The organism is Streptomyces sp. NBC_01198, from assembly GCF_036010485.1.
Classification (GTDB): domain Bacteria; phylum Actinomycetota; class Actinomycetes; order Streptomycetales; family Streptomycetaceae; genus Actinacidiphila.
In genome coordinates, this window is sequence record NZ_CP108568.1 from 1,828,956 (window position 1) to 1,854,566 (window position 25,611).

Below are 25,611 nucleotides of genomic sequence, written 5' to 3' on the forward strand. Positions count from 1 at the left end.
GAGCGCTCTCACGCGACGCCGGGTGACCCGTTACGCTGTGCGTGCCGATCCCGGAACTTTTTGTTATCCGTGCGCGAAGGAGCCCTCCCCGTGTCCGACCCGACGTTCGCGGCCCGCCCCACTCTCGAGGAAGTCGCGGCGCGGGCCGGGGTGTCACGGGCGACGGCGTCACGGGTGGTCAACGGGAGCGAAGGCGTACGGGCACCGCTGGTCGAGCGGGTGCGCGCGGCCGTCGACGAGCTGGGGTACGTACCCAACCAGGCGGCCCGCACGCTGGTCACCCGGCGAAACGGCGCGGTCGCCGTCGTGGTGGCCGAGCCCGAGACGCGGTTCTTCGCCGACCCCTTCTTCGCCCAGCAGGTACGCGGCATCAGCAAGGAACTGACCGCGCACGACAACCAGTTGGTGCTGCTGCTCACCGAGGGCGCCGCCGACTACGAGCGGGTCGGCCGCTATCTGGCCGGCGGCCACGTGGACGGCGCACTGATCTTCTCGCTGCACGACGACGACTCGCTGCCGCTGATGGCCCGCAAGGCGGGGGTGGCGACCGTGATAGGGGGCCGGCCCGGCTGGTCGGACGCCGAGTCGGGGCCGACCACGCTCTACGTGGACTGCGACAACCGCGGCGGCGCGCGGGATGCCGTCAACCATCTGCTGAAGCTGGGCCGCCGGCGCATCGGGCACATCGCGGGCCCGCTGGACCAGACCGCGTCCATCGACCGGCTGGACGGCTTCCGCGACGTGCTGCCGGACATCGACCCGCGGCTGATCGCGGAGGGCGACTTCACACCGGACGGCGGTTCGCGGGCGATGGAGCAGCTGCTGCAGCACTCTCCCGACCTCGACGCGGTCTTCGCCGCCTCCGACGTGATGGCGTCCGGCGCGCTGCGGGTGCTGCGGCAGCGCGGGCGGCGAGTGCCTGAGGACGTGGCGGTGATCGGCTTCGACGACATCGTCTCGGTCGCCGAGTGGACCGACCCGCCGCTGACCACGATCCGGCAGGACATCGAGGAGATGGGCCGGATGATGGCGCGGCTGCTGCTGCGCGCCCTCGGTCCGTCCGCCGTCCCCGGCGTGGCGCCCGCGCTGGCCCCGATCGTGACCCCCACCCAACTGGTGGTACGCGCGTCGGCGTGATCCGGGGCGCACGCCGGCGCCATCGGCGCTGAGCCGTACGGCCGTTCGACCACCGGCCGGCGAAGCCGGTTCGCCGACCTGTGGGTTGGGAAGGTCGGGCAACGGGAAGGTCACGGTCAGGCAGCGAACGTGAGAGTGCGGTGAAGACCGCACCGGGAACGAGGAGGACCGCAATGGCCTACTCCGTGATCCTCGGGATCGTGATCGTCGCACTGGTGGTGGTCGGCGTCATCGGGTCGTTCTGGAGCGCCGGCAGCCCGATCGCGGTGCGCCGCCGCCACGGGCGTGGCGGCGGCGCCGGGTGACAGCCGGAGGTCAGACCGTCCTGCGGTGACCACCACCCCCGCCCCGCTTTCGCTGGTACATCTCGCGGCCTGCCGCCGACCGCTGCTTCCACTCGCGCCGCAGGTCGGCGCGCAGCCGCTGGTCGGTGCGCGAGGCGATCCAGGCGTTCTCGCGCAGCAGCTTGCGGTAGCTGTCGAGCCTGCGGTGCTGCAGGGTGCCGTCGGCGAGTGCGGCCAGCACCGCGCATCCGGGTTCCGCCTGGTGCGAGCAGTCCTGGAAGCGGCAGTCCGCGGCCAGTTGCTCGATCTCGGCGAAGACCTGGCCGAGCCCGGCCTGGGCGTCCCACAGCCCGACACCGCGCAGCCCCGGGGTGTCGATGAGCACCCCGCCGCCGGGAAGTGCCAGCAGGTCGCGGGTGGTGGTGGTGTGCCGGCCCTTGCCGTCGGCGTCCCTGATGGTCTGCACCTCCTGGACCTCGCGGCCCAACAGGGCGTTGGTCAAGGTGGACTTGCCGGCGCCCGACTGGCCGAGCAGCACCGCGGTGCCGCCGGTCAGCACGTCGGTCAGGGTGTCGATCCCGGCGCCGGTGGCCGCGCTGACCACCAGCACCCGCACACCGGGCGCCGCGGCCTCGGCGTCGGCCAGCAGATGCGTGCTGTCGTCGAGCGTGTCGGCCTTGGTGAGCACCACCAGCGGGATGGCGCCGCTCTCCCAGGCCAGCGACAGGAAGCGTTCGAGCCGCCCGAGGTCGAGTTCGGCCGCGAGCGACACGCAGATCACCGCGTGGTCGACGTTGGCGGCCAGCACCTGGCCCTCGGAGCGCTTGGAGGAGGTGGAGCGGACGAAGGCGGTGCGCCGCGGCAGCAGCGTACGGACCAGGCGGGGGTCGCCGCCCGGGTCGACGGCGGCCCAGTCCCCGGTGCACACCACGCGCATCGGGTCGTGCGGCGTCACCAGCGAGGTGTCCGCCCGGACCGGGCCGTCGGCGGTGAACAGGTCGCACATGGCGCGGTCCACCCGCACCACCCGCCCGGCCACCAGACCCTGCTCGGCGTACGGCGCGAACTCCGTCTCCCACACGTCGTCCCACCCGTGGGGCACGAGCGCATGCGAGGACGGGTCACGAAAAGAGAAAGACAAGGGGAACCCTTCGAACGGGTGGCCCCGGCACCGCGCGCCCGGCGCGCGGCAGGAAGGAAGAGGTCAGCCGGAGACCACGGGAATGCATGGCACGATCTGCTGGATACGGGCACGGCCCAGTGCATTGACAGCCATCGGTCACACCTCCCTGGTCAACTCAACGGCCGGCGCGGCAGCCCTGACGGCTCCGCAGCGAACACCTGGGACGATAGCCCGCCCCGTCCGTAACCGCCACCTGTTTTTCCGCCGCCTCCGCAGACGCCGCCTCACGACGCCTCCCCCAGGACGCCGCCCCCGCAGACGCGGCCCCTGGCCGCCTTCGTCGTGGACGGGGCTCGCCGGACGTCCGGCGAGCCCCGTCGGCGGGACTTACGTACCGGGCACCGTCCATCGCTGGTTGTTGCCGGTGTCGCAGTCCCACAGTTCGATCAGGGTGCCGTTGGCGGTGCCGCCGCTCCCGGTGGCCTCCACGCACTTGCCGAGAACCTGAAGGGGTTCCGTCGCCGGCGACGGTGACCTGCTGGGCGGCGGAGTTGTTGCACGTCCAGATCTGGATCTTGTTGCCGTTCGCCGTCGAGCCGTTGTCGTCCAGGCACTTGCCGCCGTTGGCCGACACGACCGGCCCGGCGCCGCCGGGGGTGCCGCCGGTGCCGCCGCCGATGCCGGGGGTGACCAGTCCTGGACCTGCAACAACAGCGCCGCGCAGCAGGTCACCGTGGGCGCCGACGGAAGCCTGCAGATCCTCGGCAGGTGCGTGGACGTCTCCTTCAGCGGCACCGCCAACAAGACCCTCGTCCAACTGTGGGGATGCGACGGCACCGGCAGCAACGCGCAGCGCTGGAACCTCCCCTCGTGACCCCTGGGTGACACCCCCCCCAGGACCCTGCCCGAGCCACACCTGCCAACCCCCCACCAGGAGTGCACCGACGATGAACACACACACGCTCAGAAGATGGGCCGCACGGGCGGCGGTCGCGCTGCTCGCCCTGCTGCTGCTGATCCCGGGCACCATCAGCGCACAGGCCGCACCGAGCCCCGCCGCCGGCAGCCCGCGGCCGGTGGACCCGTGAACTACCGCGGGTCCACCGGCCGCGCCGGCGCCGGCAGCCGGCGCCTCCCCTGCCCGGGCGGCCAGGGCCGGGCGCAGCCATTGACACTGATCAGGCCTTGCAAGAGACTCCCGCAGGAGAGCGCTCTCCCGCTTCGTCAAGAGGTACACACCCCCCATGGAGATGCACATGAGCCTCCTGTCCCTCTTCCTGCGCGGTCTTCGACGCAGAAGACCCTTACTGGCCGCCGTGGTGGCGGCCGTCGTCGTGGTGGCCGGCGCGATCACCGCCACCTCGGGCACCGCGAACGCAGCCCCCTCGCTGCTGTCGCAGGGCAAGCCCGCCACCGCCTCGTCCACCGAGAACGCCGGGACCCCCGCCTCGGCCGCCGTCGACGGCAACACCGGCACCCGCTGGTCCAGCGCCGCCGCCGACCCCCAATGGCTCCAGGTCGACCTCGGCAGCAGCGCCACCCTCAGCTCCGTCACCCTCAACTGGGAGTCGGCCTACGCCACCGCCTTCAAGATCCAGGTCTCCGACAACGCCCAGACCTGGACCGACGCCTACTCCACCACCACCGCGACCGGGGGCACCCAGACGGTCCCCGTAAACGCTTCCGGCCGCTACGTCCGCCTCTACGGCACCGCCCGCGCCACCGGATACGGCTACTCCCTCTGGGAGTTCCAGGTCTACGGCACCACCGGCACCACAGGCACCGCCGGCTGCGGCACCGACAACGCCGCGCAGGGCAGGACCGCCACCGCGTCGTCCACCGAGAACGCCGGGACCCCCGCCTCGGCCGCCGTCGACGGCAACGCCGGCACCCGGTGGTCGAGCGCCGCCGCCGACCCGCAGTGGCTGCAGGTCGACCTCGGCGCGACCGCCACCGTCTGCCAGGTGGTGCTCAACTGGGAGTCGGCGTACGGCACCGCCTTCAAGATCCAGGTCTCGGACAACGCGCAGACCTGGACCGACGCCTACTCCACCACCGCGGGCACCGGCGGCGTCCAGACGCTCACGGTGAACGGTTCCGGGCGCTACATCCGGCTCTACGGCACCGCCCGCGCCACCGGATACGGCTACTCCCTCTGGGAGTTCCAGGTCCACACCAGTGGCGGCGGCGGTACTCCGCCCACCTCGCCGACCGACCCGGGCAACCCCGGCGGCGGTGACTTCTCCGGCTCGGTGATCTCCGCCTACAAGCAGGTCTCGGCGTCGTCCTACGAGGGCGCCAACGCCCCGGCCGCCGCCCTCGACGGCCGGACCACCACCCGCTGGTCCAGCCTGTACACCGACGACCAGTGGCTGCAGGTCGACCTCGGCGGTACCGGCACCCTCAGCGGGATCGTGCTCAACTGGGAGTCGGCGTACGCGACCGGCTACCACCTGGACATCTCGGACAACGGCACGACGTGGACGCGGCTGTACTCCACCACCACCGGCAAGGGCGGCGTCGAGAAGCTGCCCGTGACGGGCAAGGGCCGCTACGTCCGCTTCACCGGCACCGCCCGCAGCTCCGGATACGGCTACTCGCTGTGGGAGTTCCAGGTCTACGGCACGGTCGACACCTCGACCGCGACCCCGCCGCTGCTCTCGGCGCCGACCAAGGCCCCTGCCACCACCGGCCAGTTCCAGCTGGCGGCCCCGGCGGACAAGGCCATGGTCACCACCACCCGCCGCCCGCCGCTGAGCTGGAACGCGGTCGGCGGCACCGCCCACTACGAGGTGTGGATCAACATCAGCCGCACCGACTACGACTTCACCGCGTCCGGCAACCTGCTCGACCTCTACACCAAGGTGGCCGAACCCACCGGCACCAGCTACACGCCGACCTGGGACATCACCGACCGGTGGACGTACAAGTGGTTCGTGGTCGCGGTGTCCGGCTCGGGCGCGAAGACCACCTCCGCCATCCGCACGTTCAGCGTCTACCTGCCGGACGTCGAGCAGGTGGCGGACGGCGTCAACGTGGTCAACGGCGCCCGTGACCTCAACAAGGACGGCCAGATCGAGCCGTACGAGGACTGGCGGCAGCCGGTCGACACCCGGGTCAGCGACCTTCTCAGCCGGATGACGCTGGAGGAGAAGGCCTATCAGATGTTCTACAACGTCCAGACGTATCCGATGTCCGGCTGGCACTTCGGCCCGGCGCAACCGGCCGACCTGAACAACGTGCTGGTCTCCACGGCCGCGACGCGGCTGGGCATCCCGCCGGTCTCGGCGGGCGACACCACGGCCGGCTACCAGACGACGTATCCGCTGCAGAGCACGCTGGCGGCGGGCAAGGACTACCCGCTCGACTACAAGCTCGGCGACATGCAGCGCAAGGAGGAGCTGGAGGTCGGTGCGCGCGGCACCCTCTCACCGCTCGCCGAGGTCGGCACCAAGGTGCTCTACCCGCGCATCCAGGAGGGCGGCGGCGAGAACGCCGACGTGGCGGCGGCCCAACTGCGGGCGCTGGTCGCCGGGCTGCAGGGCGGCCCGGAGCTGAACCCGGGTTCGGTGCTGGCGACCGTCAAGCACTGGCCCGGCGAGGGCGCCGGCGGCGAGGCGGGCATCGTCTACGACGCCGTCACCATCAAGTACCACATGATCCCGTTCCGGGCGGCGATGGAGGCCGGTGCGGTCAACATCATGCCGGGCTACGCGGGGAGTTCGTACCTCGACCCGGGCGGTCCCGGCGCCGGTGACAGCGCGAAGATCCTCACCTACCTGCGGCAGAACCTCGGCTACACCGGTCTGATCACCACGGACTGGCTGCCGTCGAGTGCCTGGGTCAACGCGGCGAACGCCGGCTCGGACGTGATGGGCGGCGCCGACCCGGGCGCCACCGGCTTCACCATGGCGGGCTTCGAGCAGCAGGTGCCGCTGGCCAGGATCAACGACGCGGTGACGCGGATTCTCAAGCTCAAGTTCGAGCTGGGCATCTTCGACCACCCCTACGGCGACCCGGTGAACGGCCCGTACCGCTTCCACCAGCCCAGCTACGTGGCGCTGGCGAACCAGGCGGCCCGCGAGTCCGACACCGTGCTGAAGAACGACGGCGTGCTCCCGGTCAAGCTCAAGTCGGGCGACAACATCGTGGTCGCGGGTCCGCGGGCCACCGACGGCGCCGCCTGCTGCATCTGGTCGAGCTACTTCCACCCGGACTACGGCTCGCTGGACATGCTCGACGCGATCAAGGCGAGAGCGGCGACAGCCGGGGTCAACGTCTACCAGGACACCGGTCCCGCACCGAAGCTGGCGATCGTGAACGTCGGCGAGCCGTCGTACACGCACGCCACGTCCTGGCCGGACACCCAGCCGTACCTGCCGGCCGACCAACTGGCCCTGATCCAGGACTTCAAGAACCAGGGCATCCCGGTGGTGGTCGTGCTGACACTGCCCCGACCGATCGTGGTGAGCGACTGGAACAACCTGGCCGACGCCATCGTGGTGACCTACCGCGGCGGCGAGGAGGTCGGCCCGGCGACGGCCAGCCTGCTGTTCGGGGACTTCACCCCGCACGGCAAGCTGCCGTGGCAGCTGCCGCGCAGCCTGGACCAGGTGCTCAAGCCCGGTGGCGGTGACAACCAGGCCGACGCGAACGAGGCGTGGGACCTCCCGTACGACCTCGGTGCGACCGCCGCGGAGCGGGCCGACATCCGGGCGAAGATCGACGCCGGGCAGACGGTGCCGACCACGTACGGCAATCCGCTGTACGCCTACGGGGCCGGGCTGACCAGCTGGGCGACCGGCTGACCGGCTGACCGGCACTTCGGACGCCGTCCGCGCTCCCGGGCTTGTCCCGGCACGGGAGCGCGGGCGGTACCGGCCGCCGGGCCCGGCAGCGGCGATTGTGTGATCGCACAAGCCAGGCCTGGTGGCCGAACTGTTTGGCTTATGCAATGTGCCAGCAGACTTCCTCCTCGCACCTGCGGAATTATGATCCTGGTATCCGCACGTCTGCGTGCGGCAGAGAGGAAGACTTCCTGTGACAACCCGTTCCGCGCGACGCCAGGCCGTGCAGCTGGCCCTGGGTGGCGCCGCGATGCTGCTGGCGCTCACTGCCTGCTCCTCCTCGGACGACAAGTCCTCCGACACCGCCACCCCCGCCAACGCGGGCGCGAACTCGACCTCGGCGAGCGCGTCACCGCAGCTCAGCGGCTCGGTCACGGTCTTCGCGGCCTCCTCGCTCAAGGAGTCATTCACCGCGCTCGGCAAGCAGTTCGAGAGCGCCTACCCCGGCACGAAGGTCACCTTCAACTTCGCCGGCAGCGACGCCCTCGCCGCCAGCATCACCTCGGGCGCGCCCGCCGACGTCTTCGCCGCCGCGAGCCCGACGACCATGAAGACGGTCACCGACGCCGGCGACGGGCAGGGCGCGCCCTCGACCTTCGTCCGCAACCAGCTGGAGATCGCGACGCTGCCGGGCAACCCGGACCACATCGCCACCCTCAAGGACCTCACCAAGTCCGGCCTGAAGGTCGCGCTGTGCGCGAAGACCGTCCCGTGCGGTTCGGCGGCGCAGAAGGCGCTGACCGCGAGCAGGCTCAGCCTGACCCCGGTGTCCTACGAGCAGGACGTCAAGTCGGCGCTGACCAAGGTGGAGCTCAAGGAGGTCGACGCGGCGGTCGTCTACCAGACCGACGTGAAGGCCGCGGCGGGCAAGGTGGACGGTGTGCAGTTCCCCGAGTCCGCCAACGCCATCAACGCCTACCCGATCGTGGCGCTGAAGGACGCGCCCAACAAGGCGGCCGCGCAGGCCTTCATCGCGCTGGTGAAGTCCGCCGAGGGCCAGAAGGTGCTGACCGCTGCGGGCTTCCTGAATCCGTGACGGACCACTCCCCCACCGCCGCGGGCGGCCGCCGGGACGCTCCCGGCGGCCGCCCGCGCGCCGGTGCGCGCAGCAGCGGCCGGATGCCGGTCGCGCTCGTACTGCCCGCGCTGATCGGCCTGGTCTTCCTGCTGCTCCCGCTGGTCGCCCTGCTGATCAGGGCGCCCTGGCGCGGCCTGCCCCACCAGCTGGCCGGCGCCGCGGTGTGGCAGGCGCTGCGGCTGTCGCTGCAGACCGCGACCCTGGCCACGGCGGCATCGCTGGTCTTCGGCGTACCGCTGGCCTGGCTGCTGGCGCGGACCACCTTCCCCGGGCGGCGCCTGGTACGGGCCCTGGTCACGCTGCCGCTGGTGCTGCCGCCGGTCGTCGGCGGTGTGGCGCTGCTGCTGGCGCTCGGCCGCAACGGGGTGGTGGGCCGCTGGCTGGACTCGGCGTTCGGCGTCACGCTGCCCTTCACCACCTCGGGCGTGGTGATCGCCGAGACCTTCGTGGCCATGCCCTTCCTGGTGATCACCGTCGAGGGCACGCTGCGCACCGCCGACGCGCGGTACGAGGAGGCCGCCGCCACCCTGGGCGCCTCCCGGCTCACCGCCTTCCGCCGGGTGACGCTGCCGCTGATCGCCCCGGGGGTGGCGGCGGGGGCGGTGCTGGCGTGGGCGCGGGCGCTGGGCGAGTTCGGTGCGACCATCACCTTCGCGGGCAGCTTCCCCGGGCGCACCGAGACGATGCCGCTCGCGGTCTACCTGGCCCTCCAGGACGACCCCGCAGCGGCCATCGCACTGAGCCTGGTGCTGCTCGCGGTGTCGCTGGCGGTGCTCGTCGGGCTGCGCGAACGGTGGACGGGGGTGGGAGTCGCATGAACGGCACGGGGCCGGCCCTCACCGCGGGCTGCGACGGGCTCGACGCCCATCTGGTCCTCGACCGGGGCGCCTTCACCCTGGACGTCACGCTGAGCGTACGGCCCGGCGAGGTGCTGGCGCTGCTCGGCCCGAACGGCGCGGGCAAGACCACCGCGCTGCGGGCGCTGGCCGGACTGGCCCCGCTGACCGGCGGGCATCTGCGGCTGGACGGCGAGACGCTGGAGGAGCCCGCGCTGCGCCGGCGGACCGCGCCGGAGGGCCGCCCGGTCGGGGTGATCTTCCAGGACTACCTGCTCTTCCCGCATCTGACGGCGCTGGAGAACGTCGCCTTCGGGCCGCGCTGCCACGGGATGCCGCGGGCCGCGGCGCGCGCGCTGGCCGCCGGCCTGCTGGACCGGATGGGCCTGGCCGACCACGCGGGTGCCAAGCCGCGCCGGCTGTCCGGCGGCCAGGCCCAGCGCGTCGCGCTGGCCCGCGCGCTGGCCACCGGGCCGCGGCTGCTGCTGCTCGACGAACCGCTCGCGGCGCTCGACGCGCGCGCCAGGCTCGACGTACGCGCCGAACTGCGGCGCCACCTGGCCGACTTCGAGGCGGTGGCGGTCCTGGTCACGCACGACCCGCTGGACGCGATGGTACTGGCCGACCGGCTGATGGTGATCGAGCAGGGCCGCCTGGTCCAGCAGGGCACGCCGTCGGAGATCGCCCGCCGGCCGCGTACGGACTACATCGCCCGGCTGGTCGGCCTGAACCTCTACCAGGGCGACGCCACAGGACACACGGTCCGGCTGGCGCCGGGCCTGGAACTGACCAGCACCGACACCGTGGACGGGCCGGCTTTCGTCGCCTTCCCGCCGAGCGCGGTCACCCTGCACCGGGAACGGCCCGAGTCCAGCGCGCGCAACGCCTGGCCGGCGGAGGTGGTCGGCATGGAGTCGCACGGCGACCAGATCCGGGTCGCCCTCACCGGCTCGGGCCCGGCGGCCGGACTCCCGCTGGCCGCCGACCTGACGACGGTCGCCGTCGCCGAACTCGCGCTTGAGCCAGGCGGCTCGGCATGGGCGTCGGTGAAGGCGGCCCAGACCCACGCCTACCCGGCCTGACGGCCGGGCTTCGGAACGAGGCCGCGCAGTTCCCCGCGCCCCTGAGACCTGCCCTCTGGGGCAGGGGAGGCGTGCCCCGTAGGGGCGCGGGGAACTGTGCGACAAGCCACGACGGCGGGTCAGCCGCCGGGCAGGGGCAAGGGGCAGCCCCTGAGGCACCCGTAGGCACCCATAGGCGCCGTCAGGCGGTGGGCAGCGTCCAGGACTGGTTGGCGGAACCGGTGCAGGACCAGATCTGCAGCTTCGTGCCGTTGGCCGACGTATTGCCGGTGGCATCGAGGCACTTGCCCGACTGCGGGTTCACCAGCGAGCCGCCGGCGCCGGGTTGCCAGACCTGCGACCCGCTGCCGTTGCAGTCGTAGACCTGCACCTTCGTCCCGTTCGCGGTCCCGGCCGACGCCACGTCCAGGCACTTGCCCAGCGCCTTCAGCGTGCCGCCTGAACCGACGGTCCAGGCTTGCGCGTTCGTCCCGTTGCAGTCGTACAGCTGCACCGCCGTGCCGTTGGCGCTGCTCGCACCCGCCACGTCGACGCACTTCCCGCCGAAGCCGTGGATCGGGCCGGTCGCGCTGCCGGGGGGCGGGGTGACGGGCCCTGACTGGCCGCCGAGCCAGCGCAGCCCCTGCAGCAGGAGCTGGTTCTGCTGTGCGCTGGCGAAGGTCGAGGACAGCGTCGTGTTCGTGGCGTAGTCCATCGCGTTGTGCCCGAAGTTGTTGTAGATCATCTTGTAGTTGTGGTTGGTCCACACGATCGGGTAATACCCGCTGTACCAGGTCTGGTTGGGGTCCGTGCCGATCGGGAACGTGGACTGGTCCATGGACGCCAGGATGTCGATGTCCGGATTCTGCCGCAGGTCGTGCTGCCAGCTGTACCACTCGCTGACCGACGAGGTGATGGTGGACGGCAGGCCAGCCGTCGCGGGGTGGTTCGGGTCCTCGATCCGCAGCGTCTCCGAGGTCGGGCCCCAGCTGTTGGACTTGAAGGTCCCGGTGCCGAGGAAGGTCTCGTGGTACCAGGACCAGTCACTGGGCGTCTGGTCGTTGTACGCCGAGACGTGGAAGCCCATCCAGCCGCCGCCGTTGTTCATGTACGTCTGGAACGCGCTGCGCTGGGCCGCGGTCTGCGGGTAGTTGTCGAGGAACATCACGACCTGGTAGTTCGCCAGGTTGGCGGTGTTGAGCTGGTTCCAGTCGTTGGTCGCGGTGTACGAGAAGCCGTTGGCCGCGGCCTGCTGCGGGAACCAGGCGTTCGCCTCGTGCACGAAGCTGATGTGCGCCGCGTCGTAGGTGCCGTCGTAGAAGGCGAGCACCTTGAACGCCGGAGCCGCCGCGTGCGCCCGGTGCGCGGGAGCGGTCAACGCGGCCAGCAGCACCGCAAGCAGGGCGAACAGGCGTATCAGGACGCGGGGATGTGGGGTACGGGTTCTGACCATGGGAGGCCTTCCTCGTGCGCGACGGTGGGGGGGACGTGCGCCTGTAGGCAGGATTCAAAGGTCTAGACGCTGTTCATGTCAATGACCTATGGTCCATACCATCCTGACGCTCCCCCACGCTTGTCCATCCCGACGTCAAGGAGCCCCCCATGCAAGGATTCCTGCACAGAAATCCCGACACCCCGCGAAGTAACCGGTTTCGCAGAATGCCCGGTCTGATCGCCGCAGCAGCGGTGCTGACCACGGTCGCCGCACTTGTGACCGGTACCGGAGCCGCGACGGCCGCGAACCCGGCTGCGGCGCCCGCCGCCGCGCCCGCCGTCGCCGCCGCGCCGACCGCCTTCGTCCACCCCGGCGTTCTGGTCAGCAGGTCCCAACTCGACTACGTGCGCAGCAAGGTACAGGCCGGGGCGGCGCCCTGGGCCGCCGCCTACACGCAGCTGACGTCCAGCTCCTACGCCTCGCTGTCGCGCACCCCCAAGCCGCGCGCCACGGTCGAGTGCGGGCCCTACTCCGACCCCGACAACGGCTGTACGGACGAGCGCGAGGACGCCATCGCGGCGTACACCGACGCCCTCGCCTGGTACGTCAGCGGCAACGCGGCCTACGCGCAGGAGTCGATCAAGCTGATGGACGCCTGGTCGGCGACCATCACCGTGCACACCAACAGCAACGCGCCGCTGCAGACCGGCTGGGCCGGCTCGGTGTGGCCGCGGGCGGCCGAGATCATCAAGTACACCTACAGCGGCGGCTGGCCCAACTCCGGACGCTTCGCCACCATGTTGCGCAACGTCTACCTGCCCGAGGTCATCAACGGCTCGAACAGCAACGGCAACTGGGAGCTGACGATGATGGAGGCCGCCGTCGGCATCTCCATCTTCCTGGACGACGGCGCCTCCTACGACCGGGCGATCGCCCGCTACCTCAACCGCGTCCCGGCATACATCTACCTCAGCTCCGACGGCTCGCTCCCCAAGACGGTGCCGGGCAGCGGCCTGACCAACGCGTCGCAGATCATCGGCTACTGGCAGGGGCAGTCCACCTTCGTGGACGGGCTCACCCAGGAGACCTGCCGCGACTTCACCCACACCGGTTACGGCATCGCGTCGATCTCCGACGTCGCCGAGACCGCGTACATCCAGGGCCAGGACCTGTACCCGCAGGTCGGTGCGCGCCTGCAGCAGGCGCTCGGCTTCCAGTCGAAGTACGAGCTCGGCGCCGCGCCGCCGTCCTGGCTGTGCGGCGGCCATCTCACACTGGGCCTCGGCCCGGTCACCGAGGTCGGCTTCAACGCGCTGCACAACCGGATGGGCATCGCGATGACCAACACGCAGACGTTGACGGAGTCACGCCGCCCCGCCGGCTCCGACAACCTCTTCGTCGCCTGGGAGACGCTCACCAACGCGGACAATCCCGATGTGGCGCCGGGCGGCGACACGACGCCGCCGACACCGCCGCCGAGCGGCGGGGCGGGGCCGATCACCGGCCTCGGCGGGAAGTGTGTCGACGTGGCGGGTGCGAGCAGTGCCAACGGCACGGCGGTGCAGGTGTACGACTGCAACGGCAGCGGAGCGCAGTCCTGGAGGGTCGGGACGGGAGGTGTGCTCCAGGCGCTGGGCAAGTGCCTGGACGTCGCCTCGGCAGGCACCGCGAACGGGACGAAAGTCCAGGTCTACGACTGCAACGGCAGCGGGTCGCAGGTCTGGCAACCCGGCGCCGGCGGCTCGCTGGTGAACCCGCAGTCGGGCAAGTGCCTCGATGCCACCGGCAATACGTCGGCCAACGGCACGAAGCTGCAGATCTGGTCCTGCACCGGTTCCGCCAACCAGTCCTGGACGCTGCCCACCGCCTGACGGCGCCTCAGAGGCCGTCCCCCCAAAGACGGCGCCGCCGCGAAGATGGGTGCGCATTCGCGGCGGCGCCCACCCGGCCTGAGGGCCAGGCCATGGCTACGGGACGAGCTCGCGCAGGGGGACGCCGGCCAGGGTCCGTACCTCGCGGGACAGGTGCGGCTGGTCGGCGTAGCCCGCGTCCGCGGCGACGCGGGCAAAGGGGGTGCCGGCCCTGGCCATCCGCAGCGCGCGCTGCATCCGCAGCACCCGGGTGAGCGTCCTGGGGCCGTAGCCGAAGGCCGCCTCGCAGCGGCGGCGCAGTTGCCGCTCGCCGAGCCCGCACGCGGCGGCGACCGCGGTGACCGCTCCGCCCGCCGACAGGGCGGCGGCGACCGCGGCGGGCAGCGGGTCGGCGGGCCCGGCCGTACGGGCGCGTTCCGCGGCCCAGGCGTCCAGCGCCCCCGCGGGGCCGGCGTCCGCCCGCTCGGCCAGCCGCCTGGCCTGCGCGGCGGGCCACAGGTCGGCGAGCGGCACCCGCAGATCGCGCAGGTCGCGGGCGGGCGCGCCCAGCAGCGCGGGGCCTACGCCGGGGTCGAACCGCAGGCCCGCATAGGTGGTGCCGGGCCGGTCGGTGGTGAGGTGCGCCAGCGTGTCGGGCCCGGCCACCAGCAGGGTGCCGTCGTCCCAGATCAGGTCCATGCACCCGTCGGGCAGCACCCGATAGGGCCCGCTGCCGCCGGTCCGCGTCCACAGGGTCGTCCCCGCGGCGAGCGCGGCCCGTTCGCGGTAGGCGCTCATCCTTCGTCCCAGGGCGGCGGCTGCCGCGGCGGGAGCGGGGGCATCGGCGGCGGCAGGGGCCGCGGCGTGCGGGGCGGTATCAGCGGGGCTGGCGGCTCCGGCTTGGGGCGGCGGGACCGCAGCCGGGAGCGGACGTCGCTGTGCGGCAGGACGTCGACCCAGCGCTCGGGGTACTCCGCGGGCGGGTCGTCGTCCTCCTCGGCCGCGGCGGCCTGCCGGGCGCGGCGGGCGGCGGCCCGGGCGACCACCTCGGCGGCGGCGGCCTCCTTGAGCCGGTCGTTCTCCTCGCGGGCGGCGGCGGTGGCCAGCGACGGCCAGATGCGGTCGACGCCGGCGTTGACCGCGGCGCCGACAAGGACGGCGAAGGCCGACACCCCGATCCACAGCAGCACGGCCACCGGCGCGGCCAGCGAGCCGTAGATCGTCGGGCCCTCCACCGCGTGCGTGAGGTAGATCCGCAGGATGAAACTGCCGAGCACCCACATCAGCAGCGCGACGAGCGCGCCGGGCACGTCCTCGTACCAGGGCGCGCGTACCGGCACGGAGACGTGGTAGAGCGTGGTGAGGAAGGCGACCGAGGCCAGCAGGACGAACGGCCAGTACAGCACGTGCACGGTGCCTGAGGTGCCGGGCACCAGCTCGTTCACCGCGTTCGGGCCGACCACGATCAGCGGCAGCACCGCGGCGCCCAGGACCAGCGCGACCACGAACAGGCCCAGCGACATCAGCCGGGTGCGGACGATCCCGCGGCGGCCCTCCAGGCCGTACATGATGGTGATGGTGTCCACGAAGACGTTCACCGCGCGGGAGCCGGACCACAGGGCGATCAGGAAGCCCAGCGAGATCAGGTCCGGGCGGCGCCCGTGGAAGACGTCGTCCACCAGGGGTTTGACCAGCTGGTTGACGCCCTTGTCGGACAGGACGGTCGAGGACGCACTGAGGATGTTGTGCCGGATGTGGTCGATGGTGTCCAGGCCGATGACGGTGTCGACGTAGCCGAGCGCCCCCACCAGGCCGAGCAGCAGCGGCGGCAGGGACAGCAGCACGAAGAAGGCCGCCTCGGCGGCGAGTCCGGTGACGCGGTACTCCATGCACGAGTCGATGGTGTCCTTGAGCAGGAGCCAGCCGACTTTCCGCTTGGAGACGTTGCGGTACAGCACCCTGGCCCGCCGCCAGCGGCTCGGACGCCGGTGGCTTCTTTCTTCTGCTGCTCGCACCCCCTTACGTTAGCTGGCATGACTGCCCCCACTCACACGGTGACGAACCAGGCCCCACCCCTGGTCGGCTATGACGTGTACAGCACCGACACCGCCCTCACCGAGGCCGTCGCCCGGCACGCGGATCCGGCCCTGCTGCCGGAGATCGGCGAGGAGCTGTCCCTGCTGGGAACCGCCGCGGGTTCCACGCAGGCGCAGACCTGGGGCGAGGAGGCGAACAAGCACTCCCCCGTGCTGCGCACCCACGACCGTTACGGCAACCGCGTCGACGAGGTCGACTTCCACCCGTCGTGGCACCGGCTGCTCGGCCACGCCGTCACGGCGGGCCTGACCGACGCCTGGTCGCGGCCCGACGGGCATCTGCGGCGGGCGGCCGGCTTCCTGGTCTGGTCCCAGGTGGAAGCGGGGCACGGCTGCCCGGTGTCCATGACGCACGCGGCGGTGCCCGCGCTGCGCACCGACCCGGCGATCGCCGCCGAGTGGGAGCCGAGGCTCGGCTCGCACGCCTACGACCCGCGGCTGGTGCCGGCCGGCGAGAAGGCCGGCGCGCTGTTCGGTATGGGCATGACGGAGAAGCAGGGCGGCTCCGACGTCCGCGCCAACACCACCAGGGCGGAGCCGCTGGCCGAGGAGGGGGCGTACGCGCTCACCGGGCACAAGTGGTTCTGCTCCGCGCCGATGTCGGACGGCTTCCTGGTGCTGGCGCAGGCGCCGGCCGGGCTGACCTGCTTCCTGCTGCCGCGGGTACTGCCCGACGGCACCCGCAACGTCTTCGCGATCCAGCGGCTCAAGGACAAGCTCGGCAACCGCTCCAACGCGTCGTCCGAGGTCGAGTTCGACGGCACCTGGGCGCGGCGGGTCGGCGAGGAGGGCCGCGGGGTCGCCACCATCATCGAGATGGTGGCCGCCACCCGGCTGGACTGCGCGCTCGGCTCCGCGGCGCTCATGCGGCAGGCCGTCGCGCAGGCCGTGCACCACGCCACGTACCGCAGCGCGTTCGGCGGGCCGCTCATCGACAAGCCGCTGATGCGCAACGTCCTCGCGGACCTGGCGCTGGAGTCCGAGGCCGCCACCACGACGGTGCTGCGGCTCGCCGCCGCGTGCGACGCCGACACCGAGCGGGAACGGCACTTCAGGCGGCTCGCCGTGGCGGTGACCAAGTTCTGGGTCACCAAGCGGTGTCCCGCCGTCGCGGCGGAGGCGCTGGAGTGCCTGGGCGGCAACGGGTACGTCGAGGAGTCCGGGATGCCGAGGATCTTCCGGGAGTCCCCGCTGAATTCGGTGTGGGAGGGGTCGGGGAACGTGCAGGCGCTCGACGTGCTGCGGGTGCTTCAACGCGAACCGCTCGCGGTCGACGCGTTCCTCTCCGAGGTGGGGTCGGCCAGGGGCGCCGACCACCGCCTCGACGCGGCCGTCAAGGACCTGCTCGCAGAGCTCGGCGATCTCGACGGCGTCGAGGCGCGGGCCCGCCGCATCGTCGAGCGCATGGCGCTGGTGCTCCAGGGCTCCCTGCTCGTCCGGTTCGCACCGGAGGCGGTGGCCGACGCGTTCTGTGCTTCGCGCCTCGGGGGGGACTGGGGTTCCACGTTCGGCACGTTGCCGACAGGTCTTGACCTGTCCTCCCTCCTGGACCGGGCCAGCCCCACGGGCCGGTAGGCCCCTCGCGCCCCAGGGGGTGCCACTTGCGGCGGCGTCGCCCGCGTCCCGCCGCCGTGGCTTGTCGCGCAGTTCCTCGCGCCCCTGAGGTGGTGCCCTCTGCGCTGAGGGTGAGCGTTTTTCCGGGGCGCGGGGAACTGCGCGCCCAGTCAACGCGGCGGGACGGGCCCGGAGAGGCAGGGGTCGTGGGGAAGGGTGAGCCCCGGAGGGGGGTGGTGCCGCGCCGACTCGGCACCACCCCCCGTCCGTGACGCGGCGTCAGGGTCCGCCCAACGCGCTCACCGGCGCAACCGTTGCACCCGGTTGCAGGAAAGCCGAGCGCCCGGGTCCGCCCCCCGGGCACCATGGCAGGAACGGCAGAACGGAGGCGGCGTGCCACACCTTCCGATCGGCTTGGGGCGGCTGGACAGGACCGACGTCCGCATGTCCCCGCATCTGCTCGCCTCCGTACGGGCGGCCACCCTGGCCGGGGACGTGCCGCCCGAGGCGCCGCGCGCGGTGATCGGGGCGTCGTGGGAGCGGACGCTGCGGCACGGCGTGGACCCGGACGTCGGCCGGCACAACGGCCTGCTCGGCGCCGACGAGATCGAGCACCGCAGGCACAGCACCCCGCTGGGGGACGTCCTCCACGTGCTGCGCGAGGGCCTGGTCTCGGTCGCGGACGCGGCCTGGCACATCATGGTGGTGACCGACGCCGAGGGCCGGCTGCTGTGGCGGGACGGCAGCCTCGCCGTCCGCAGGAGTGCCGACCGGCTGGGCTTCGCCGAGGGCGCGTCCTGGTCGGAGGAGGTGGTCGGCACCAACGCCATCGGCACCGCGCTGATCACCCGCACGCCGCTGCAGGTGCACTCGGCCGAGCACTTCGTACGCACGCACCACGGCTGGACGTGTGCCGCCTCGCCGGTGCACGACCCGCGGGACGGCCGCCTGCTGGGCGTGGTGGACGTCAGCGGGCCGGCGGCGACGGTGCACCCGGCGACGCTGGCGCTGGTGTCGGCGGTGGCGCGGGTCGCCGAGGGCGAGCTGCGCCTGCGGCACTGGGCGGCGGTCGAGCGGCTGCGGTCGGTCGCGGCGCCGCTGCTGGCCGGCATCGGCGGCCAGGCGCTGGTGGTGGACCGGAACGGCTGGACGGCCGCGGCGACCGGCCTGGCGCCGGCCCAGCGGATCGCGCTGCCCACCGCGACGGCCGCCGGGCAGATGTGGCTGCCGGCGCTGGGGGTGTGCCGGGTCGAGCCGCTGCCGGGCGGCTGGCTGATCCGGGTGGGCGGCGCGGAGCGGCCGCCGGCGGCGAGCCGGGTGGTGGTCGACGTGAGCCGCCCCGAGGGCTGGACGGTCACCCTGTCGGGCCCGGCGGGCAGCTGGTCGCAGGCGCTCAGTCCGCGGCACGCGGAGCTGCTGTACGTGCTGGCGCTGCACCGGGCGGGCCGCACGGCGGCGGAGCTGGCGGGCGACCTCTTCGGCGACCCGAGCCGTACGGTGACCGTGCGGGCGGAGATGTCGCGGCTGCGCAGGAATCTGGCCGGGGTGCTCGCCCACCGGCCCTACCGCTTCGCCGAGGCGGTGGAGGTGGAGCTGGTGCTGCCGGACCACCGGCCCGACCTGCTGCCGCAGTCGGTGGCGCCCGCGGTGCTGGCGACCCGCGGGCCCCGCTGACGGTCCGGGCCCGCGCCGACCGGCACGGGCCCGGCGACGGGCGGAGCGCACCGTATCCGGCCACGGCGGCGTACCGGCCTCCGCTTAGGGTGGGCGGCATGAGCACCGCCGTGACCACCTGGTCCCTCGAACTGACCGCGCAGGAAGAGCTGCGCCCCGCAGCCGCGCCCGCGGCCGATTCCGGTGTCCGGATCGTGCGGGCCGAAGTCCCCTCACCGGACTTCGGGCGCTTCCTCTACACCGCGGTGGGCGCGGACTGCTCGTGGCTGGACCGGCTGCCCTGGCCGCCCGAGCGGTGGCGCGAGCTGCTGGAGCGGCCGGGCACCGAGCTGTGGGTGGCGTACGAGCACGGCACCCCCGCCGGATACGTGGAGCTGGCCGGGCAGGACGACGCAGTGGTGGAAATCGGGTATTTCGGACTACTGCCGGACTTCCGCGGCCGCGGTATCGGCGGGCACCTGCTGTCGTACGGCAGCGCGCGGGCCTGGGACCTGGCCGAACGCTGGCCGGAGCGGCCCGCGACCCGGCGGGTGTGGGTGCACACCTGCTCGCTGGACGGGCCGTACGCGCTGGACAACTACCGGCGGCGCGGCTTCCGGGTCTTCGACACGGTGACCGCGATGCCGAGCGTGCGTCCGCGGCGGCCGCTCGGCGCCGGGAGTGACGCATGACACAGCTTCTCGCATCGTGAGATTATCTGGTCCACATGGTGGATTGTGGTGGACTCGCCCGAGACCTGCATGCCACGCTTTCGTCATGTCACGCACTGGAATCACCTTGGTAGGTCGGCCGCACGTCGACTTCTGCCGTGTGTCCAGCGCCATCTGTCGGGCGGACTAGCCAGCACCCTCGCGCCGCTCCGCCATCCCCGTCGTCGTGGATGCACGGGAGTCTCCCGCCATCCGCCGCGCCTGCATCGCCGCTTCCTGCGTTTCCCCAGGCCACAGGGTACTTCCGCGCCATCAAACGACCGTATTCGAGCCTGTCAGAAGGACGCATCGCCATGGCATCCAGCCCCGACGCCCCCCAGCCGCCGGCCGGGGGTACGCCCAGGACCGCGCCCGCCGCCCGTCGCAAGACGAGCCGGCACCGCGGTGAAGGCCAGTGGGCCAAGGGCCACTTCACTCCGCTCAACGCCAACGAGCAGACGAAGAAGGACGATGACGGTCTCAACGTGCGGACGCGCATCGAGACGATCTACGCCAAGGCGGGCTTCGACTCGATCGACGGCGCCGACCTGCGGGGCCGGATGCGCTGGTGGGGGCTCTACACCCAGCGCCGCCCCGGGATCGACGGCGGGCGCACCGCGATCCTGGAGCCCGAGGAGCTGGACGACCGCTACTTCATGATGCGGGTCAGGATCGACGGCGGCCGGCTGACGGTGGCGCAGCTGCGGGTGATCGGCGAGATCTCGCAGGAGTTCGCCCGCGGCACGGCCGACATCACCGACCGGCAGAACGTTCAGTACCACTGGATCCGCATCGAGGACGTGCCGGAGATCTGGCGCCGCCTGGAGGCGGTGGGCCTGTCCACCACCGAGGCGTGCGGCGACACCCCGCGCACGATCCTCGGCTCGCCGGTGGCCGGTATCGCCGCGGACGAGATCATCGACGGCACCCCGGCGGTGGACGAGATCAAGAGCCGCTACATCGGCAACAAGGAGTTCTCGAACCTCCCGCGCAAGTTCAAGACCGCGGTCTCCGGCTCGCCGCTGCTCGACGTGGTGCACGAGATCAACGACGTGGCCTTCGTGGGCGTCGAGCACCCCGAGCACGGCCCCGGCTTCGACGTGTGGGTCGGCGGCGCGCTGTCCACCAACCCGCGGCTCGGCGAACGGCTCGGCGCCTGGGTGCCGTTGGCGGAGGTCCCCGACGTGTGGGCCGGCGTGGTCGGCATCTTCCGCGACTACGGCTACCGGCGGCTGCGCTCCCGCGCCCGGCTGAAGTTCCTGCTGGCCGACTGGGGCGTGGAGAAGTTCCGCCAGGTGCTGCAGGAGGAGTATCTGGGGCGGGAGCTGATCGACGGACCCGGTCCCGAACTGCCGCGCCAGCAGTGGCGCGACCACGTCGGCGTCCACCTGCAGAAGGACGGCCGGTACTACGTCGGCTTCGCCCCGCGGGTCGGCCGGATCGACGGCACCACCCTGACGAAGATCGCCGAACTGGCCGCGGGCCACGGCTCGGACCGGGTGCGGACCACCACCGACCAGAAGATGCTGGTGCTTGACGTCGAGGAGTCCGAGGTCGAGTCGCTGGTGGCCGGGCTGGAGTCGCTCGACCTGCAGGTCCGCCCGTCGCCCTTCCGGCGCGGCACGATGGCCTGCACCGGCATCGAGTTCTGCAAGCTGGCGATCGTCGAGACCAAGGCGCGCGGCGCCTCGCTGATCGACGAACTGGAGCGCAGGCTCCCGGAGTTCGACGAGCCGATCGCCATCAACATCAACGGCTGCCCGAATTCGTGCGCCCGCATCCAGACCGCCGACATCGGTCTGAAGGGCCAGCTGGTCACCGGGGCCGACGGGGAGCAGACCGAGGGCTACCAGGTGCACCTGGGCGGCAGCCTCGGCATGGAGCCCGGCTTCGGCCGCAAGGTGCGCGGTCTGAAGGTCACCGCGGCCGAACTGCCCGACTACGTCGAGCGGGTGCTCACCCGCTTCCAGGCCGAGCGCACCGAGGGGGAGCGCTTCGCCCGGTGGGCGGCGCGGGCCTCGGAGGAGGCGCTGTCATGACCGAGCGAGCCGCCCCGTTCTACTGCCCCTACTGCGGGGACGAGGACCTGCGCCCGTCCGAGGAGGGCCATGGCGCCTGGGAATGCCGGGCGTGCAGCCGGGCATTCAAGCTGTCGTTCCTCGGGCTGCTGTCCAGGAGGCCGGCCGCCGACTCTCCACCGGGAGGCGCTTCGTGACCACCGCACCGTATACGACCCGGGATCTGCCGGGACTCGCCGAGCAGGCCGGCCGCGACCTGGAGGAGGCGCCCGCGCTCGACGTGCTGCGCTGGGCCGCCGGCACCTTCGGACCGCGGTTCTGCGTGACCTCCTCGATGGAGGACGCCGTCGTGGCGCATCTGGCGTCCCGCGCACTGCCCGGGGTCGACGTCGTCTTCCTCGACACCGGCTACCACTTCCCCGAGACCATCGGCACCCGGGACGCGGTGGCGGCGGTGATGGACGTCAACGTCATCACGCTCACCCCGCGGCAGACCGTCGCCGAGCAGGACGCGCAGTACGGCGCCCGGCTGCACGACCGCGACCCCGACCTGTGCTGCGCGCTGCGCAAGGTCGCGCCGCTTGAGGAGGGCCTGAAGGGCTACGACGCGTGGGCCACCGGGCTGCGCAGGGACGAGTCGCCGACCCGCGCGAACACCCCGGTCGTCGGCTGGGACGCCAAGCGGCAGAAGGTCAAGATCGCCCCGATCGCGCGCTGGACGCAGGCCGACGTGGAGGCGTACGTCCAAGAGCACGGGGTGCTCACTAACCCGCTGCTGACGGACGGTTACGCCTCCGTCGGCTGCGCGCCCTGCACCCGGCGGGTACTTGAGGGCGAGGACGCCCGCGCCGGACGCTGGGCGGGGCTCGGCAAGACCGAGTGCGGTATCCACCAGTGACGGCGTCCCAGGAGCAGGAGACCCCGATGACCACCGGCGCCACCGTATGGCTCACCGGGCTGCCGAGCGCGGGCAAGACCACCATCGCGACGGCGCTTGCGGACACCCTGCGGGCGCAGGGGCGCAGGGTCGAGGTGCTGGACGGCGACGAGATCCGCGAATTCCTGTCCGCTGGGCTGGGGTTCAGCCGCGAGGACCGGCACACCAATGTGCAGCGGATCGGCTTCGTCGCCGAACTGCTGGCCTCGCACGGCGTATTGGTGCTGGTGCCGGTCATCGCGCCCTACGCCGACAGCCGCGAGGCGGTGCGCAAGCGCCACCAGGCCCAGGGCACCGGCTATCTGGAGGTGCACGTGGCCACTCCGGTCGACGTGTGCTCGGTGCGCGATGTGAAGGGCCTCTACGCCCGGCAGGCCGCGGGCGAGCTGACCGGCCTGACCGGGGTGGACGACCCGTACGAGGTTCCGGACAAGCCGGATCTGCGGATCGAGACGCACGGCAGCACGGTGGAACAGTCCGCCGCAGCGGTGCACGCGCTGCTCGTCGAGAGGGGCCTCACCATATGAGCGCGACCGTCAGGCACGCCGAGCAGCGGGACAACCCGTACGCGCTCACGCATCTGGACGCGCTGGAGTCCGAGGCGGTGCACATCTTCCGCGAGGTGGCGGGCGAGTTCGAGCGGCCGGTGGTGCTCTTCTCCGGCGGCAAGGACTCGATCGTCATGCTGCATCTGGCGCTGAAGGCCTTCGCGCCGGCGCCGGTGCCCTTCTCGCTGCTGCACGTGGACACCGGGCACAACTTCCCCGAGGTGCTCGACCTGCGCGACCGTACGGCCGCCCGGCACGGCCTGCGGCTGCACGTCGCCAAGGTGCAGGACTACATCGACGACGGGCGGCTGCGAGAGCGGCCCGACGGGGTGCGCAACCCGCTGCAGACGGTGCCGCTGACCGACGCGATCCAGGCGCACCGCTTCGACGCGGTCTTCGGCGGCGGGCGGCGCGACGAGGAGAAGGCCAGGGCGAAGGAGCGGGTCTTCTCGCTGCGTGACGAGTTCTCCCAGTGGGACCCGCGCCGGCAGCGCCCCGAGCTGTGGCAGCTCTACAACGGCCGGCACGCGGCCGGCGAGCACGTCCGGGTCTTCCCGCTGTCCAACTGGACCGAACTGGACGTGTGGCAGTACATCGCCCGGGAGGAGATCGAGCTGCCGGAGATCTACTTCGCGCACGAGCGGGAGGTCTTCAACCGCAACGGCATGTGGCTGACCGCGGGCGAGTGGGGCGGTCCCAAGTCCGGTGAGCCGGTGGAGACCAGGAGGGTGCGCTACCGCACGGTCGGCGACATGTCCTGCACCGGTGCGGTGGACTCCGCCGCCACCACGCTGGATTCGGTGATCACCGAGATCGCCGCGTCCCGGCTGACCGAACGAGGTGCCACCCGCGCCGACGACAAGATGTCGGAGGCGGCGATGGAGGACCGCAAGCGCGAGGGGTACTTCTAGCCATGAGCAGCACCACGAGCCCGCTGACCGCCGAACAGCTGTCGGCGACCACCCTGTTGAGGTTCGCCACCGCCGGGTCGGTCGACGACGGGAAGTCCACCCTGGTGGGCCGGCTGCTGCACGACTCCAAGTCGGTGCTCAGCGACCAGCTGGAGGCGGTCGAGCGCGCCTCGCTCGACCGCGGCCAGGAGGCGCCCGACCTCGCGCTGCTCACCGACGGCCTGCGGGCCGAGCGGGAGCAGGGCATCACCATCGACGTGGCGTACCGCTACTTCGCCACCGCGCGCCGCCGGTTCATCCTGGCCGACACCCCCGGCCACGTGCAGTACACCAGGAACATGGTGACGGGGGCGTCCACCGCGGAGCTGGCCGTGGTGCTGGTCGACGCCCGCAACGGGGTGGTCGAGCAGACCCGCAGGCATGCCGCGGTCGCCGCGCTGCTGCGGGTGCCGCACGTGGTGCTGGCGGTCAACAAGATGGACCTGGTCGACTACGCGGAGCCGGTGTTCGCCGCCATCGCCAAGGAGTTCACCTCCTACGCGGCCTCGCTCGGCGTCCCGGAGATCACCGCGATCCCGATCTCCGCGCTGGCCGGCGACAACGTGGTGGAGCCGTCGGCGAACATGGACTGGTACGGCGGCCCGACGGTGCTCGAACACCTGGAGACGGTGCCGGTCAGCCACGACCTGACGGACTGCCCGGCGCGCTTCCCCGTGCAGTACGTGATCAGGCCGCAGACCGCCGAGCACCACGACTACCGCGGTTACGCCGGACAGATCGCGTCCGGCCTGCTGCGGGTCGGCGACCCGGTGACCGTCCTGCCCTCGGGGCGGGCCACCACGATCTCCGGCATCGACGCGCTGGGCCGCAGCGTGGACACCGCGTGGGCGCCGCAGTCGGTCACGCTGCTGCTCGCCGACGACCTGGACGTCTCGCGCGGCGACCTGATCGCCCCTTCGGGTTCGCTGCCCGCGCTGACCCAGGACATCCGGGCCACGGTGTGCCATCTGCACGAGCGGCCGCTGCGGATCGGCGAGCGGGTGCTGCTCAAGCACGCCACCCGTACGGTCAAGGCGATCGTCAAGGCGCTGCCGTACCGGATCGACCTGTCGCACGGCCTGGCGCACGAGAACGAGCCGGCGGCGCTGGAGGTCAACGACATCGGCGCGGTGCAGCTGCGTACCGCGGAGCCGCTGCCGATCGACGCCTACGCCGACGCGCGGCTGACCGGTGCCTTCGTGCTGATCGACCCGGCGGACGGCACGACGCTGACCGCCGGTATGGCCGGCGAGGCGTTCGCGGAGCCCGCGGCGGCCGGCGACGCGGCAGACGAAGAGGGATGGGACTTCTGAACATGGCTCAGGAAGCGTTCTCAGGATTCGCGAAGGAGGGCGGGCGCGTCGGCAGCGGCTCGCTCGGCTCGGGCACGGGCGGGGTCGCACGATGTGCGGGCTGACCCTGATGACGGCGGACCACGGCTCGACCGTGGCCGTCGGCGTACGCCCGTGGCGCGCTGCGCGCCCGCTGATGCAC

23 protein-coding genes and 1 pseudogene are annotated in these 25,611 nt (G+C 72.2%); 20 read left to right on the forward strand and 4 right to left on the reverse strand.

What is annotated here, in order from left to right:
• Positions 1-90: 90 nt before the first annotated feature.
• Positions 91-1,137 carry a LacI family DNA-binding transcriptional regulator gene (locus OG702_RS08265; RefSeq protein WP_327288203.1) on the forward strand — a complete coding sequence of 349 codons (1,047 nt, stop codon included), beginning with the start codon at positions 91-93 and terminating at the stop codon, positions 1,135-1,137.
• Between the two features lie 173 nt (positions 1,138-1,310).
• A complete protein-coding gene (locus OG702_RS08270) occupies positions 1,311-1,442 on the forward strand; it encodes a hypothetical protein (protein WP_327288204.1) in 132 nt (43 codons plus the stop codon).
• A 10-nt stretch (positions 1,443-1,452) separates the two neighbouring features.
• On the opposite strand, the gene rsgA is transcribed toward OG702_RS08270, so the two are convergent.
• A complete protein-coding gene (gene rsgA, locus OG702_RS08275; protein WP_327288205.1) occupies positions 1,453-2,523 on the reverse strand; it encodes a ribosome small subunit-dependent GTPase A in 1,071 nt (356 codons plus the stop codon).
• A gap of 589 nt (positions 2,524-3,112) precedes the next feature.
• On the opposite strand from rsgA, the gene OG702_RS08280 reads away from it, so the two are divergent.
• The 6 genes from OG702_RS08280 to OG702_RS08305 all read left to right on the forward strand — a co-directional run bounded on the left by OG702_RS08280 (position 3,113) and on the right by OG702_RS08305 (position 10,387).
• Positions 3,113-3,418: a ricin-type beta-trefoil lectin domain protein gene (locus OG702_RS08280; protein WP_327293135.1), complete on the forward strand. Its 306-nt coding sequence runs from the start codon at positions 3,113-3,115 to the stop codon at positions 3,416-3,418.
• 73 nt (positions 3,419-3,491) lie between these two features.
• Complete coding sequence (locus OG702_RS08285; RefSeq protein WP_327288206.1) at positions 3,492-3,632, forward strand: hypothetical protein; 141 nt, start codon at positions 3,492-3,494, stop codon at positions 3,630-3,632.
• A gap of 168 nt (positions 3,633-3,800) precedes the next feature.
• Complete coding sequence (locus OG702_RS08290; RefSeq protein WP_327288207.1) at positions 3,801-7,352, forward strand: discoidin domain-containing protein; 3,552 nt, start codon at positions 3,801-3,803, stop codon at positions 7,350-7,352.
• Positions 7,353-7,641: 289 nt separating this feature from the next.
• Complete coding sequence (gene modA / locus OG702_RS08295) at positions 7,642-8,427, forward strand: molybdate ABC transporter substrate-binding protein (protein WP_327293136.1); 786 nt, start codon at positions 7,642-7,644, stop codon at positions 8,425-8,427.
• Entirely contained in the window at positions 8,424-9,287 is an 864-nt protein-coding gene (locus OG702_RS08300) for an ABC transporter permease (protein ID WP_442814340.1), read from the forward strand. The genes modA and OG702_RS08300 overlap by 4 nt, the downstream gene beginning before the upstream one ends.
• On the forward strand, positions 9,284-10,387 hold the full coding sequence (locus OG702_RS08305) for an ABC transporter ATP-binding protein (protein WP_327288208.1): 1,104 nt from the start codon (positions 9,284-9,286) through the stop codon (positions 10,385-10,387). Before OG702_RS08300 ends, OG702_RS08305 begins: the two co-directional genes overlap by 4 nt.
• 181 nt (positions 10,388-10,568) lie before the next feature.
• Here OG702_RS08305 and OG702_RS08310 read toward each other — a convergent pair whose 3' ends face one another.
• Positions 10,569-11,819, reverse strand: coding sequence for a ThuA domain-containing protein (locus tag OG702_RS08310; protein WP_327288209.1), 1,251 nt, complete (start codon positions 11,817-11,819; stop codon positions 10,569-10,571).
• A 206-nt stretch (positions 11,820-12,025) separates the two neighbouring features.
• Here OG702_RS08310 and OG702_RS08315 point away from each other — a divergent pair.
• Positions 12,026-13,237 (forward strand): annotated as a pseudogene (locus OG702_RS08315) (alginate lyase family protein); the annotation flags it as partial.
• Positions 13,238-13,672, forward strand: coding sequence for a ricin-type beta-trefoil lectin domain protein (locus tag OG702_RS08320; protein ID WP_327293138.1), 435 nt, complete (start codon positions 13,238-13,240; stop codon positions 13,670-13,672).
• A gap of 96 nt (positions 13,673-13,768) precedes the next feature.
• Here the strand turns inward: OG702_RS08320 and OG702_RS08325 are convergent, their stop codons facing one another.
• Together OG702_RS08325 and OG702_RS08330 are read right to left on the reverse strand one after the other, a co-directional pair.
• Entirely contained in the window at positions 13,769-14,449 is a 681-nt protein-coding gene (locus OG702_RS08325; protein ID WP_327288210.1) for a helix-turn-helix domain-containing protein, read from the reverse strand.
• Positions 14,446-15,666, reverse strand: coding sequence for a YihY/virulence factor BrkB family protein (locus OG702_RS08330; RefSeq protein WP_442814342.1), 1,221 nt, complete (start codon positions 15,664-15,666; stop codon positions 14,446-14,448). Before OG702_RS08330 ends, OG702_RS08325 begins: the two co-directional genes overlap by 4 nt.
• Before the next feature lie 18 nt (positions 15,667-15,684).
• Here OG702_RS08330 and OG702_RS08335 point away from each other — a divergent pair, with 18 nt between their 5' ends.
• The 10 genes from OG702_RS08335 to OG702_RS08375 all read left to right on the forward strand — a co-directional run bounded on the left by OG702_RS08335 (position 15,685) and on the right by OG702_RS08375 (position 25,430).
• On the forward strand, positions 15,685-17,322 hold the full coding sequence (locus tag OG702_RS08335; RefSeq protein ID WP_327288211.1) for an acyl-CoA dehydrogenase family protein: 1,638 nt from the start codon (positions 15,685-15,687) through the stop codon (positions 17,320-17,322).
• A 423-nt stretch (positions 17,323-17,745) separates the two neighbouring features.
• Complete coding sequence (locus OG702_RS08340) at positions 17,746-18,975, forward strand: GAF domain-containing protein (protein WP_327293140.1); 1,230 nt, start codon at positions 17,746-17,748, stop codon at positions 18,973-18,975.
• Positions 18,976-19,073: 98 nt separating this feature from the next.
• Positions 19,074-19,646, forward strand: a complete 573-nt coding sequence (locus OG702_RS08345; RefSeq protein ID WP_327288212.1) for a GNAT family N-acetyltransferase — start codon at positions 19,074-19,076, stop codon at positions 19,644-19,646.
• A gap of 85 nt (positions 19,647-19,731) precedes the next feature.
• Complete coding sequence (locus OG702_RS35435; protein WP_442814698.1) at positions 19,732-19,815, forward strand: putative leader peptide; 84 nt, start codon at positions 19,732-19,734, stop codon at positions 19,813-19,815.
• 163 nt (positions 19,816-19,978) lie between these two features.
• Positions 19,979-21,703 (forward strand): nitrite/sulfite reductase, encoded by a 1,725-nt coding sequence (locus OG702_RS08350; RefSeq protein WP_327288213.1) that lies wholly within the window; start codon positions 19,979-19,981, stop codon positions 21,701-21,703.
• Positions 21,700-21,879 carry a hypothetical protein gene (locus OG702_RS08355; protein ID WP_327288214.1) on the forward strand — a complete coding sequence of 60 codons (180 nt, stop codon included), beginning with the start codon at positions 21,700-21,702 and terminating at the stop codon, positions 21,877-21,879. The genes OG702_RS08350 and OG702_RS08355 overlap by 4 nt, the downstream gene beginning before the upstream one ends.
• The gene (locus tag OG702_RS08360; protein ID WP_327288215.1) at positions 21,876-22,580 is read left to right on the forward strand and encodes a phosphoadenylyl-sulfate reductase; all 705 of its coding nucleotides are present in this window, start codon (positions 21,876-21,878) and stop codon (positions 22,578-22,580) included. Before OG702_RS08355 ends, OG702_RS08360 begins: the two co-directional genes overlap by 4 nt.
• 26 nt (positions 22,581-22,606) lie before the next feature.
• The gene (cysC, locus tag OG702_RS08365) at positions 22,607-23,146 is read left to right on the forward strand and encodes an adenylyl-sulfate kinase (protein ID WP_327288216.1); all 540 of its coding nucleotides are present in this window, start codon (positions 22,607-22,609) and stop codon (positions 23,144-23,146) included.
• Complete coding sequence (gene cysD, locus OG702_RS08370) at positions 23,143-24,078, forward strand: sulfate adenylyltransferase subunit CysD (protein WP_327288217.1); 936 nt, start codon at positions 23,143-23,145, stop codon at positions 24,076-24,078. The genes cysC and cysD overlap by 4 nt, the downstream gene beginning before the upstream one ends.
• Before the next feature lie 2 nt (positions 24,079-24,080).
• Positions 24,081-25,430 (forward strand): sulfate adenylyltransferase subunit 1, encoded by a 1,350-nt coding sequence (locus OG702_RS08375; RefSeq protein WP_327288218.1) that lies wholly within the window; start codon positions 24,081-24,083, stop codon positions 25,428-25,430.
• Positions 25,431-25,611: the final 181 nt, after the last annotated feature.